The 12,429-nt window shown below is 71.0% G+C and carries 13 protein-coding genes and 1 pseudogene; 4 read left to right on the forward strand and 10 right to left on the reverse strand.

The genetic code is table 11. The features are described 5' to 3' along the window. Positions 1-405: IS5 family transposase (locus tag ACGFZW_RS31540; RefSeq protein WP_393896693.1), on the forward strand; the 405-nt coding region annotated here is incomplete at its 5' end. A gap of 17 nt (positions 406-422) precedes the next feature. On the opposite strand, the gene ACGFZW_RS31545 is transcribed toward ACGFZW_RS31540, so the two are convergent. After that, the gene (locus ACGFZW_RS31545) at positions 423-1,139 is read right to left on the reverse strand and encodes a TetR/AcrR family transcriptional regulator (RefSeq protein ID WP_393896694.1); all 717 of its coding nucleotides are present in this window, start codon (positions 1,137-1,139) and stop codon (positions 423-425) included. A 106-nt stretch (positions 1,140-1,245) separates the two neighbouring features. Here ACGFZW_RS31545 and ACGFZW_RS31550 point away from each other — a divergent pair, with 106 nt between their 5' ends. Continuing rightward, positions 1,246-2,433, forward strand: a complete 1,188-nt coding sequence (locus ACGFZW_RS31550) for an FAD-dependent monooxygenase (RefSeq protein ID WP_393896695.1) — start codon at positions 1,246-1,248, stop codon at positions 2,431-2,433. A gap of 73 nt (positions 2,434-2,506) precedes the next feature. On the opposite strand, the gene ACGFZW_RS31555 is transcribed toward ACGFZW_RS31550, so the two are convergent. Next, positions 2,507-3,868, reverse strand: coding sequence for an APC family permease (locus ACGFZW_RS31555; protein WP_393896696.1), 1,362 nt, complete (start codon positions 3,866-3,868; stop codon positions 2,507-2,509). A gap of 62 nt (positions 3,869-3,930) precedes the next feature. After that, positions 3,931-4,815: a carbon-nitrogen hydrolase family protein gene (locus tag ACGFZW_RS31560; protein WP_393896697.1), complete on the reverse strand. Its 885-nt coding sequence runs from the start codon at positions 4,813-4,815 to the stop codon at positions 3,931-3,933. 109 nt (positions 4,816-4,924) lie between these two features. Between ACGFZW_RS31560 and ACGFZW_RS31565 the strand changes: the two genes are divergently transcribed. Further along, the gene (locus ACGFZW_RS31565; RefSeq protein ID WP_393896698.1) at positions 4,925-5,755 is read left to right on the forward strand and encodes a FadR/GntR family transcriptional regulator; all 831 of its coding nucleotides are present in this window, start codon (positions 4,925-4,927) and stop codon (positions 5,753-5,755) included. 125 nt (positions 5,756-5,880) lie between these two features. On the opposite strand, the gene ACGFZW_RS31570 is transcribed toward ACGFZW_RS31565, so the two are convergent. From ACGFZW_RS31570 to ACGFZW_RS31600, 7 genes and pseudogenes are all read right to left on the reverse strand, one after another. Continuing rightward, the gene (locus ACGFZW_RS31570; RefSeq protein WP_393896699.1) at positions 5,881-6,177 is read right to left on the reverse strand and encodes a hypothetical protein; all 297 of its coding nucleotides are present in this window, start codon (positions 6,175-6,177) and stop codon (positions 5,881-5,883) included. 104 nt (positions 6,178-6,281) lie between these two features. Further along, positions 6,282-6,713 (reverse strand): protein phosphatase, encoded by a 432-nt coding sequence (locus tag ACGFZW_RS31575; protein WP_393896804.1) that lies wholly within the window; start codon positions 6,711-6,713, stop codon positions 6,282-6,284. A 101-nt stretch (positions 6,714-6,814) separates the two neighbouring features. Continuing rightward, positions 6,815-7,096: pseudogene (locus ACGFZW_RS31580) on the reverse strand (nitrilase-related carbon-nitrogen hydrolase); the annotation flags it as partial. 281 nt (positions 7,097-7,377) lie between these two features. Further along, the gene (locus ACGFZW_RS31585) at positions 7,378-8,598 is read right to left on the reverse strand and encodes an acyl-CoA dehydrogenase family protein (protein WP_393896700.1); all 1,221 of its coding nucleotides are present in this window, start codon (positions 8,596-8,598) and stop codon (positions 7,378-7,380) included. A gap of 29 nt (positions 8,599-8,627) precedes the next feature. Continuing rightward, positions 8,628-9,281: an HAD family hydrolase gene (locus ACGFZW_RS31590; protein ID WP_393896701.1), complete on the reverse strand. Its 654-nt coding sequence runs from the start codon at positions 9,279-9,281 to the stop codon at positions 8,628-8,630. Continuing rightward, a complete protein-coding gene (locus ACGFZW_RS31595) occupies positions 9,278-10,090 on the reverse strand; it encodes an SDR family oxidoreductase (protein ID WP_393896702.1) in 813 nt (270 codons plus the stop codon). Before ACGFZW_RS31595 ends, ACGFZW_RS31590 begins: the two co-directional genes overlap by 4 nt. 144 nt (positions 10,091-10,234) lie before the next feature. Beyond that, positions 10,235-11,356 carry an alpha/beta fold hydrolase gene (locus tag ACGFZW_RS31600; protein ID WP_393896703.1) on the reverse strand — a complete coding sequence of 374 codons (1,122 nt, stop codon included), beginning with the start codon at positions 11,354-11,356 and terminating at the stop codon, positions 10,235-10,237. Positions 11,357-11,440: 84 nt separating this feature from the next. Between ACGFZW_RS31600 and ACGFZW_RS31605 the strand changes: the two genes are divergently transcribed. After that, positions 11,441-12,415, forward strand: coding sequence for an ArsR/SmtB family transcription factor (locus tag ACGFZW_RS31605; RefSeq protein WP_393896704.1), 975 nt, complete (start codon positions 11,441-11,443; stop codon positions 12,413-12,415). Positions 12,416-12,429: the final 14 nt, after the last annotated feature.

Here is a 12,429-nt window from a genome sequence, read left to right on the forward strand (position 1 = left end):
CACCTGGTCACCGACCGGAACGGACTGCCGCTGTCGCTGGGGATCTCCGGCGCCAACATGCACGACAGTCTCGGCCTGCCACCGCTCGTGCGAGGCATCCCGCCCATCCGCTCCCGGCGCGGTCCCCGGCGCAGACGTCCTGCCAAGTTGCACGCCGACAAGGGCTACGACTACGACCACCTGCGGCGATGGCTCCGCGAGCGCGGAATCATTCATCGCATCGCCCGCAAAGGTGTCGAGCCCTCACAGCGGCTCGGTCGCCACCGCTGGGTGGTTGAGAGAACGGTGTCCTGGCTGGCCGGCTGCCGACGCCTCCACCGGCGCTACGAACGCAAGCCTGAGCACTTCCTCGCCTTCGTCGGCATAGCCGCAACCCTCATCTGCTACCGCCGACTCACCAAGTGAAACAACGTCTTACACGGCTAGCCCGAGCGCTCGGCGACGAGCAGGCCCAATCCGTCCAGGATGCGTTGCAGTCCGAACTCCAATGCCTGGTCCTGCCCACCGTCCTGGGCCACCGAGGTCAGGGCTGCGGCAAGGGCGGGGTAGTGCTCGCCGTGCGCCTCCATGAGTTCACCGAGAGCGGCACTGAACTGCGCTTCGGGGTGCCCCACCGGCCCGGCGGCATGGGCTTGTTGGGCGATTCCCCGCACATGGCCGACCAGCAGGACGACCGCGTCCATCCGTTCCGCTCCTGACAGACCGGTCCCCTCCAGCGCGGCGATGGCGCGTTCCGTCCAGGCGAGCTCCCTGGGCCCAAGGATCCTCGGGCCGACGGTGGCGTCCAGCAGCCATGGGTGACGGTGGAATACGGCTGCCAGTTCGCGTGCCCACGCGCCGAGTTGCTCCCGCCAGCCCGGGCGCGGCCCGTCCGGCGGCGGGCCCTCACCGATCGCGGTCTCCACCATCAGTGCCACCAGCTCGGACTTGCCGGGCACGTACCGGTAGAGCGCCATTTTGGTGACGTCGAGCAGCCCGGCGACCCGTTGCATGGAAACGGCGGCAAGCCCCTCCGCCTCGGCGACATCGACGCCGGCTCGAGCGATGCGTTCCAGGCTGAGGGTCGGTTTGGGCCCCCGGGAGGGCTTCGGGTGCGGGCCCCACAGCAGCCGCACTCCCGCGCTGCGCTCGTCGCTCATGCTCTCCGCTCCCGTCTCCGGTCTTGCCGGGCAGCAAAACTGTGTCTACGGTACACATAATAATTAGTGTCCATCGGACACAGTTCCAGGAAGTGGAGTGACACCCATGAGGAGAGTCCTGATCTCCGGTGCGAGCATCGCGGGGCCCGCGCTGGCGCACTGGCTCGGCCGCTACGGATTCGAGCCCACCGTGGTCGAGCTGGCACCCGCCTTACGGGGCGGCGGTCAGGCCGTCGACTTCCGCGGCGAGACGCATCTGACCGTGCTGGAGCGGATGGGCGTGCTCGCGCAGCTGCGCCGGATACGGACCGGAGGCAGCCCGATGCGTTTCGTCGACGATCGCGGGCGACAACTGCTCGGCCTGCCACCCGAGTTCGCGGGCGGCGATGTGGAGGTTCCCCGCGGCGACCTGGCGCGGGTGCTCCACGAACACAGCCTCCCGCACACCGAATACCTCTTCGGCGACTCGATCACCGGCCTCACCGAGACCGCAGGGGGCGTCCAGGTCACCTTCCGGAGCGCAGCGCCTCGGGAGTTCGATCTCGTGATCGGAGCCGACGGGCTGCATTCCCAGGTGCGCCGGCTCGCCTTCGGCCCGGAGGAGGGGTTCGTCCGTCATCTCGGCTATTACGCGGCCACCTGGCAGCTGCCCAACTACCGGGGATTCGGGCGGGGTTCGGTCGGTTTCAACACGCCGGGCAGGCTCGCGAGCGTGGGCGGCGACCCCCGGGACGCGGCGAAAGCCGGCGCCTTCTTCCTCTTCGCCTCCCCTCAGCTCACGTACGACCGCCATGACCCCGACCGGCAGAAGGCCCTGATCGGCGCGGCCTTCGCCGGGCTCGGCTGGGAGGTGCCACGGCTCCTCGATTCGCTCCGGCAGGCACCGGAGCTCTACTTCGATTCGATCAGCCGGGCCGACGTGCCGAGTTGGTCCAAGGGGCGGATCTGCCTGGTGGGGGATGCCGCCTGCGGCGCCACCATCGGCGGCATGGGCACGGGGACCGGCGTGGTGGCCGCCTACGTCCTTGCCGGCGAACTCGCGCTGGCCGGTGGAGATCACCGCGCGGCCTTCACCCGGTACGAGAACACGATGCGCGCCTACGTCCAGGGCTGCCAGAAGGGTGGCGACCGCACGGGCAAGTTCCTCGCCCCCGCCACCGCGACCGGCATCCGCGTCCGCAACGGCCTGATGAGCAGGCGCGCGATCCTGAACTGGATGCTCAGGGAGGGGCGGAAGGTCAGCACGCTTGCCCTCCCCGACTACCGGGCCGCGCTGCCCTCCGCGCCCGAGTGAGGAGCCCGACCCGTGCGCGACGTGGCCTCTGCACGGCCCCGGCGATGAATCCGGCCGGGCTCGCGCTCCCCGCTCACCCGGTCTTGGCGGCGGGCTCCTCCTCCGTGAAGGCCATCACCGGGGGCGCGACGCGGAAGCCCTTGGTGAGGTAGGCGAGGTAGCCGATGCCCAGGGCCAGCCAGATGACGCCGAGGGTGAGGGCCTTGCCGTCGAGATGGGCGAGGAGCCAGACGTCGACCGCGGCGCCGATGGCGGGTGCGACGACGTGGGTGAGGCGGTGGGGGCGTTCGCCGGCCCGGCGGCGCCGCAGGTAGGTGGCGATGACGCTGACGTTGACGAAGGTGAAGGCCGTGAAGGCGCCGAAGTTGATGAAGGAGGTGGAGGTCGCCACGTCCATCCGCACGGCGATCAGCCCCACGACTCCGGTGAGCAGGATGTTCAGGGCGGGGGTGCGGTAGCGGGGGTGGAGGTACCCGAAGATGCGGCGCGGCAGGACGGAGTCCCGGCCCATGGCGTACAGCAGTCGTGAGGCACTGGCCTGAGCGGCGATCCCGGAGGCGAATTGGGCCACGACCAGACCGGCGAGGAAGACGGACGAGAACACGTCGCCGCCGATGGTCTTGGCGATCTCGAACGCCGCCGAGTTGGGGTCGTCGAAGTCGCCGCCCGGGTGCACCAGTTGTGTGGCGTAGGCGACGGTCACGAAGACGGCGCCGCCGATGAGGGCCGTCAGCATGATCGCTCGCGGCATGGTCCGCTTCGGGTCGACGGTCTCCTCGGTGAGCGTGGTGACGGCGTCGAATCCCAGGAAGGAGTACGCGGCGAGGGCGGCGCCTGCGGAGATGCCCGCCAGCGTCGTGGCGTTGTTGGCGAAGGGCGCGGTGGAGGCGAGGGCACCGGCCCCGCCGAGGTGGAAGACGTGCCGCAGCGAGAGCAGGACGAATATCCCGATCACCAGCAGCTGGAAGATCATCAGCAGGTCGTTGGCCCGCTCCGCGGTCTTGATGCCGCGAAGGTTCAGCCCCGTGGTCACGCCGATGAAGCCGATGATCCACACCCAGAGCGGGACCCCGGGGAACTGCGCCTGCAGATAGGCGCCGCCGATCAGCCAGATGACCATGGGGAGGAAGAAGTAGTCCAACAGCGTTGCCCAGCCGACCAGGAAGCCCACCCGGGAGTCGATCGCCCGCCGGACATAGGTGTACGCGGAGCCGGCTACCGGGTGCGCGGCGGCCATCTTGCCGTAACTGTGTGCGGTGAAGAGCATCGCCGCCAGAGCCAGCAGGTAGGCCGTGGGGACCGCGCCACCGGTGTCGCCCGCGACCACACCGAAGGTGCCGAGCACGATCATCGGCGTCATGAGTGCCACGCCGAACAGGACGACGCTTCTGAGGTTGAGCTCCCGTGCCAGCTGCGGGGCGGGGAGGTGATCCATTCGAGACTCCGGGGACGAGAAGGGAACGGGGAAGGGACGGGGGCGGCGGGTAGCGCCGCGCCTCAGGAAGGGGTCGTGCCTCCCTGGCCGGGGTGCCAGCGCCGGGGATCGATCCGGCCGCCGTACAGGGGGAGGTCGATCGGGGTGTCGGCGTCCGTGAACTGCGCCCACATGCGGCTGAGCCCGGCCGTGCCGTAGGTCCGCGCCCGGGTGACATGGTCCAGGTCGAGCACGTCGGTCAGCACGGTGGCGCCGTCGCCCGGCGCCTCGGTACGGACCAGGCCCTCCGGGTCGACGACCAGGCTGCGGCCCGTCCCCGGTGGGCCCGCGGTGTTCACACTCACCACGAAGACCTGGTTGACGATGGCGTTGGCCCGGGCGAGGACCAGTTCCTGGGCCCGGTCCGAGGTGGTGGTCATGACCGGGTTGACGATGACCTCCGCCCCCATCCACGCCAGATGACGTGCGACTTCCGGGAACCAGGCGTCATAGCAGATGGAGAATCCGACCCGTCCCGTTCCGGGGATGTCGAAGACCACGAAACGGTCACCTGGGACGTACGGCTCGCGCGGGCGCCACGGAAAGACCTTCCGGTACGAGGCCGCCAGTTCGCCGTCCGGGGAGAAGGCCAACGCGGTGTTGTACAGCTCCCCCGCCGGCCCGCGCTCGCAGATGCTGCCGGGCAGCAGCCAGACGCCCAGGTCGCGGGCGAGGCTGCCCAGCTCGACGACGCGGCGGCCGTCCAGCGGCACCGCGGCCTCCTGGAGCTGCCGGTCCGCGTCCTCCGCCTCGTCGATCCCGCACAGGTGCAGCTCGGGGAAGACCATCAGCCGGGTCTGCGGAAAGCGCCGCAGAACGGCCTCCGCTTCCTCGGCGAAGCCGGACACGGGTGTCCCTGCCGGGCGCGGCGGCGCCTGGACGAGGGCGATGGGGAGGGGACGGGACACGTGCAGCCACCTGCTTCATATCGGGTGCACCGAAATTAGAGCAGGATGAGCAGTTAAACAAGAGTGCTCAAGATGAGCTGTTTTTCTGAGCAGCGGCTAGAGTGGCGTCATGCCTGGACCCAGCGACCCGCCCACGCCGGGCACGGCACCGCCTCCGGCGCCTTCTGCAGCCACCGGCGTCGCCTCTCCCCCGGCTCCGGCGGACGCCGAGCCCGGGAGTTCCATGGCTCTCAACGCCCCGCCGCTGAAGGGCATTCGACAGTTGTCGGCCCTGGAGACGGTGCGTGCCCGGATAGCCCTGGCCGTCGACCTCGGACTGCTGGCGCCCGGCGAGCGGCTGCCGGCCACCGGGCAGATCGCCGAGGCGCTGGGCGTCAGCGAGATCACGGTGCGCCGCGCGCTGGTCTCCCTGGACAAGGAGGGCGTGCTGGAGCGTCGCCGGGGCCGCAACGGCGGGACCCTCGTCGCCCTCCGCCCTCCCAAGGGCGCGGTCGAGGCAACCGCCGCCTACCGGTCCGATGCCACCGCCGTCACGGTGCACCAATTGATCGACCACCGGCTCGCCCTGGAATGCGGCATCGCGCATCTGGCCTCCGGCCACGCCGACGACGCCGCACTGGGAAGCCTGGATGCCCTGGTCGAGGAGATGGACGGCATTGACGGATGGGCGGAGTTCCACCGTTGCGACGAACGCTTCCACCTCGCGCTGGCCGCCGCCACCGGCCTCTCGTCGATCGTGGAGCCCTACACCGAGGTGCTCCACGACCTCTATCGCTACTACCTGCCGTATCCGGTGGAGACCCTCCGCGACTCCAACCACGAACACCGCGAACTGATTGCCGCCATCCGCAGGCGTGATGCCACCGCCGCGGCCCGCATCGCCCAGCGCCACGTCGAGATCCTGCACCGGACGATGTTCGTCGGCCTCATGGACAGCTGAGCGGGCCGCCCTCGCGCGAGCCGAGCGCGGACCGTCGACACGAAAGCACCGGCCCGCGCTTGGACCGCAGGGGCGTCGCCGCCCGCACAGGACGTCCCGCCGCTCAGATCAGGCCACGGCCATGATCAGGCCGCGGCACGCACCCGGGCGGCGAGGGCGTGTCCGATGAGGACGTAGACCACGGCGGGCAGACCGTAGTTGAGCACGGTCCGAAGCCAGTCCGGGTCCATCGTGAACAGGTCATGGGACCATCCGGCCAGCCAACCGGCTGCCGACTGCACCCAGCTGACCAGGTCGTTCGCGCGATTTGCGTCGAGGAGGGCGAAGAGGATCCAGAGCCCGAGGATCACCGCGGTGAGGTCCGCGATGACGACGATGACCTTCGCTGCTTCGCCTTTGCCACTACGAGTACGTCTGGACATGACAAGCGGATTGCCGTTTCCGGCCGATTGAAACCCGCCACGAGGAGCGGCGGCGTCAAACCTCACCGCGTCCAAGGGCAACCGGCTGCCGGAGGTGGCCGCTGTCAGGCCGTGAAGTGGCGGACGTACCGCCGCTGCCAGGGGGTTTCGACGGCACGAGGGTGATAGTTCTCGCGTACGAACTCCACGGCCCGGGCGGCCGGTACGCCGTCCAGCACAGCGAGGCAGGCCAGGGCCGTGCCGGTTCGGCCCCGGCCACCGGCGCAGGCGATCTCGACACGCTCGGCGTCGGCCAGCTCCCACGCCTCACGGAAGACGGCCCGGGCCTCCTCACGGCTCCTGGGAAGCCAGAAGTCCGGCCAGCGCAACCACCGTTCCTCCCAGGGGACTTCGGGCGGACGCTCACCGAGCAGATGGACGGCGAAGGTGGGCACCGGCCCGTCCGGCAACGGTCGCCGCAGCCCCCGCCCCCTCACGAGACGCCCGGAGGGAAACCGCAGGACACCGGCGTCGGTCGCCTTCCAAGGATCGGTCATCCGCTCACCGTAGATGACCGCGCAGCCGCAGCGGACCGGAAGGGCCGTCTCCTCGGCGGGGACCGGTGGAGCCTCGACGGTGAGCCGGGCCCCGTCCCGGCTCAGCCGCTCCACGACGTCGGCTGGAACGTCCCTCCGTACATGGGCAGTCCGATCCGGTCGCCGTAGCGGGCGAGCTGGGACCAGGGGCGGTTGATGCCGGCGGATCCGTAGGTGCGGACTCGGGTGACGGTGTCGAGATCGAGGACGCCGACCAGCACCTCCTCGCCGGAGCCCGCCTGCTGACGGACGACCCCCTCGGGGTCGACGATGGCACTGGCCCCGACACCGGCCGGGTCGGCGGCGTTGAGGTTGACGACATAGAGCTGATTGGTCCAGGCGTTGGCCCGCGCACAACGCGGTGCGGAAGGTACGGGGGTACGCCCTGTGCTCCCCCTCCCCCACCGTCCCGCCGGCGAGGCGGGCGGCCGCGTACAGCCCGGTGTGGAAGGTTCGCCGGTCGGTCTCCGGCAGCGGGCCGTCCTCGGGTCGGAAAAAGCCCGTCGCGCCCCGCGGCAGGGAGAAGCGGGCGTTCTCGTCCATGGTCATGCGCTCATCCTGCCCAGCGCGAGGGCGCTGGGCAGGTGGCTCGGGCTATGACCTCTTCGCCCTCCTCACGGGCTGGTCACGCCCTCCCCCAGTTGGCGTCGCGCCGGCGCAGTTCGCGTAGCGCGATGGTCCGCTTGTGGACCTCGTCCGGGCCGTCGGCCAGGCGCAGGGTGCGCAGGTGGGCGTACATGCTGGCGAGCGGGAAGTCGTCGGAGACGCCGCCGCCCCCGTGGACCTGGATGGCGCGGTCGATCACCTTCAGCGCGACCTCGGGAGCGGCGACCTTGATCGCGGCGATCTCGGTGCGGGCCTCCTTGTTGCCGACGGTGTCCATCAGGTAGGCGGCCTTCAGGGTGAGCAGACGCGCCATGTCGATCTCGATGCGTGCCTCGGCGATCCAGTCCTGGATGTTGGCCCGGTCGGCGAGGGGCGCCCCGAACGTCGTCCGTGCCTGCGCGCGGTCGATCATGAGATCGAGAGCACGCTCGGCCATGCCGATGGAACGCATGCAGTGGTGGATGCGGCCCGGCCCGAGCCGTGCCTGACTGATCATGAAACCGTCGCCCTCGCCGGCGAGCAGGGCCGTCGCCGGTACGCGGACGTCCTCGAAGAGCACCTCCGCGTGGCCCTCGCGGTCCTGGTAGCCGAACACCGGCAGATTGCGCAGGACGGTGACGCCCGGGGTGTCGAGCGGGACCACCATCATGCTCTGCTGTCGGTGGCTGGGGCCCTCCGGGTCGGTCTTGCCCATGACGATGAGGACCTTGCAGTTCTTGTGGAGGGCGTTGGAGGTCCACCACTTGCGCCCGTGCAGGACGTAACTGTCGCCGTCGCGCTCCATCCGCATCTGGATGTTGCGGGCATCGGAACTGGCGGCCGCCGGCTCGGTCATCGCGAACGCCGAGGCGATCTCACCGGCGAGCAGGGGCTTCAGCCACTTCTCCTTGTGCTCCTCGGTGCCGAAGAGGGTGAGGACCTCCATGTTGCCGGTATCGGGGGCGTTGCAGTTGGTGGCCTCGGGCGCCAAGTGCGCGCTGCGTCCCATGATTTCGGCGAGCGGCGCGTATTCGAGGTTGGTGAGACCGGGGCCCCACTCGGGGTGCGGGTGGAAGAGGTTCCACAGGCCCTGCTTGCGTGCCTCGGTCTTGAGCTCTTCGAGGATCGGCGGGTGGAAGTGCGGGTCCCCCGACGCGGCCATCTGCGCCTCGTAGAGGGGCTCGGCGGGGTAGATGTGCTCGTCCATGAAGGCGAGCAGCTTGTCCTGGTACTCCTTGGCCCTGTCGGACGTTTCGAACACGGGTCCTCCCACGGTCGCGGATCGCTGATTCACTGTTCGGTCGAAGACACCGGCCGACGGCCCGCCGGCGCCAGCAGCTCCCGCAGCTCGCGTGCGGTCGTGGCCGCTTCCCGGTGGACGACTCCCGAGAGGCCGATGCGGTGTGCGGCCGCGATGTTCTGCTGGAGATCGTCGACCATCACGGTGTCCTCGGGCCGTACACCGAGCCGCTCGCAGGCCGCCTGGTACGCGCGGCGCGACGGCTTGCGTACACCGATGTCGCGGGAGACGGTCACGGCGTCGAACATGGCGGGCAGATCGAAGCCCCGATAGCAGTCGTCGCCGAGGGAGTTGGAGAGCAGACCGACGCGGTGGCCGTCGGCCCGGAGCTCCGCCACCAGGGCGATCATGTCGGCGTCGGGGCTCAGCAGCGCCTGCATCCGGCTCACCAGGCCCTCGCCCTCCACCGTCACGCCGTGCGCACGCAGGCGTGCAGCGAAGCCCTCCTCGAACTCCCGCTCACCGATGCGCCCTTCCTCGTGCGCCACGAGGAGCGTGCTGCTCCGCTCATCCGTCCCCAGCAGCCGCAGAGGCAGCCGCGGGTCGGTGCCGAGCTGCCTCCCGACCTCCTCGAAGGCGGTGACCACGCTGGTGGTCAGAACGCCGCCGAAGTCGAAGAGGACGGCGTTGCGGGTGCCGGTCACTTCACTGCCTCCTGGTAGCGCCGCATGCCGCGTATCCATCGGTCGTAGTCGCTGCCCTTGCGGCGGTAGAAGTCGAGCACCTGCGCGTGCGGCAGGACCAGGAACCGCTCGTCGCCGACGGCGGCCAGCACGCGGTCGGCGACGTCCAGGGGTTGCAGCAGCTCCCCCGAGTCCAGTACGGCACGCGCACCGGCACGTTCGACGGGGTCGGCCGAACGCGTCCCCGCCATGAGCAGTCCGGTCTCGACGCCTTGCGGGCACAGGCAGCTGACCCGCACACCTTGATCCCCGTACGTCACCGAAAGCCACTCGGCGAAGGCCACCGCAGCGTGCTTGCTGACGGAGTAGGTGGCCGAGCCGATCTGCGTGAGCAGTCCCGCGGCCGACGCGGTGCTGAAGAAGTAGCCTCCGCCGCGCTCGACCCACCCCGGTACGAGCAGCTTCGCCGCGCGCACATGCGCCATGACATTGACGTCGAGCGCGGTGGACCACGCTTCCTCGCTCGCATCCAGCCCGGAGCCGCCGCCCACTCCGGCATTTGCGAAGTAGAGGTCGACGGGGCCGAACTCCGCCTCGGCCGCACCGATCAGGCGCCGCAGGTCCTGCGTCGACGAGGCGTCCGCGGCCACTCCCGCGGCCCGCCCGGCATGGGCGTCGGCGAGCCGCTTCGCCGTCGCGTCGAGGCGGGCGGCGTCCAGGTCCGTCAGCAGGACACCGCGCGCTCCTTCCTCGAGAAGGCGCTGCGCGATCGCGGCGCCGATGCCTCCCGCCGCGCCCGTGACGATCGCGACCTTGCCGTTGATCTGCACGAAGTCTCCGTCCCACACATCCCGTACGGCTGTCCGACGACCGCCTCGGCGGCCGACTCCGGTCACCGTATTTGAATCTGAGTTCAACTTCAATGGGTGGCATGGCGGTGAAGCGTCAGAGGGCGGGAGAGCTCGGGCGGGCCGTCAGCTCGGCAGGTGACCGGCGAAGAACGACCGCACGAGGTCGCGCACGGCGGGCACCGCGATGCGCGGATCGGCCCGGCCGACCATGGCGGCGCGCCCGGCGGCGGTCATCAGGCCGGCCCTGTGGAGCTGCGGGACGAGGGACGCGTAGTCGGTGAAGACCCAGTGCTCGGCGTCATCGAGCTGCCGCCGGGAAACGGGGCCCGCATGGGCGAGGAGCGCTCCCCAGGACCGGTCGAGCCGGGCGTCGCGGAAGCCGTCGGTGCCGACCAGGAGCAGCGGCCGGTCCGTCCCCTGCCGGGCCACGGGCAGGAGTTCGCCGTCCATCTGGTCGAGATATCCCTCCAGGTTGGCGGCGGCGGCGATCCGCCGGTCCTCGTGGAGCGCCTGCGCGGCCGCGGTGCCGCCCGCGGAGTGCCCGTAGACGCCGACCCGGTCGAGGCCGAGGGCATCGAGGACGAAGCGGAGGTCGGCGACCCGGGTGTCGATCATGGTGCGGAAGACCGCCGCGTCGGGCGGACCGTGCAGCGCGGTGGACCGGACCCGTTCGCGGCCGGGCCGCTCGTCGGGGAACTCCACCTGGCTCGCGTCCCCGGGATGATCGACGGTGAGGACCGTCCAGCCGTGCGAGGCGAGGTCCACCGCGAGGGAGCTGCCCGTCGTGCGGGCGTCGCCACCGCCGGGGCTGTAGAGGAGCACGCGGCGCCGGCCCGGCAAGGGCGGGGCCCCGGTCCGAGCATGCGTGAGGGTGGCCGCCCAGTCGACTCCGGAACCCGGGAGTTGCGGGTGGATCCGCTGGGCGAGGCCGGCGAAGCGAGCGGCGGCGCCCGGTGTCAGCTGCGGAGCGCGCGGGAAGCCGTGGCCGGGGGCGGCCGGCCGCAGGACGGTGACCATGATTTCGCGTACGCCGATCTCGGGCTCCCACGGGTCGTTGCGGGAGCGGTCGACGAGGTGCAGGGTCGTCGCACCGACGGGGCAGGGCCCGTCAGGAGCCGGCAGACGCAGGAACGGCGCGGCGCTGGAGGCGGCGGAGGCCCTGTCGCTGCCGATCAGCATCGTGGCAGCCCCGGCGAGGGCGCCCTTGGCCAGGGAACGGCGACCGGGTGTGAAGTAAGGGGTCATGAACGGCATCGTGGGGGCGGACACCATGTCGAGGCGAAGCTTGCGGCCTGGTCCGAAAAGCTGGCGCGCGGCGGGGGAATGTACATGATCCGGATCCACTTCACGGCGGATGATCTCGCGCGGGTGCGGTTCGCGCCGCGGCCCTCGCCCGTACCCGAACTGCACGCCGCCCTGCTGATGTTGGGCGCCCCGCACGAGGAGCTGCTGTTCGGACGCTGGCGGGGCAGGTTGCTGCGGTCCCTCCCGAGCGCGGCCGGGCCGCTCGCGGACCTCGCGCCGGAGGGTGTGGCCCCCTCCTTCCTCGATGTCCTCGGCGACACACCGGAAGAGGGGTTCGCTCTGATCAGATCGGCCCGCCCGGAGACCGTGCGGGCCGGGGTCGAGCAGGTCTACGCACGCCGGCCGGCCCCGCCGTGGATCCGCGCCCTGCACGCCGGGGACACCGGCGCCTGGCGGACACTCGGCCGGGCGCAGCGAGCGGCGTACGAGTCGGTGCTCGCGCCGGTGTGGCCCCAGGTCCAGGATCTGCACCGGGCGGAGTTCGCCCGCCATGCCGTCACGGTCTCCGGCCAGGGTCTCGGCGCCGCCCTGACGGCTCTGGCCCCGGGGTCACGGCTGCGCGACGGCGTCTGGGAATGGCCCCTGCCGGGCGCCCCGGGTGTGCGAGAGGTACGACTTCGCGGGCGCGGACTGCTCCTTCGGCCGACGTTCCACTGGCGGCGTGGCCCGCTCGTCCAGGATCTGGCGGACCGCCCGGTGGCGCTGGCCTACCCGGCGGGCGTGGGGCTGCCGATCGTCCCGGAGGGGGCAGGCCGGACGGGCGAGCCTCTCGCGGACGTCCTCGGCCGCACCCGGCTCGCGCTGCTGCGCTGCTTGGAGGAAGCCCTGACGACGACGGCTCTGGCGCGCCGCATGGGCGTCAGCAACGCGACGGCCTCCACCCACGCCTCGGCCCTGCGCGCCGCCGGGCTCCTCATCACCACACGCACGGGCCGCTCGGTGCACCACACGCGTACGCCCCTGGCGGAGCTGCTGTTGACCGGCGGACCGGCCGACTGACCTGGTCAGGATGG

The organism is Streptomyces sp. NPDC048248, assembly GCF_043201875.1.
Taxonomy (GTDB): domain Bacteria; phylum Actinomycetota; class Actinomycetes; order Streptomycetales; family Streptomycetaceae; genus Streptomyces.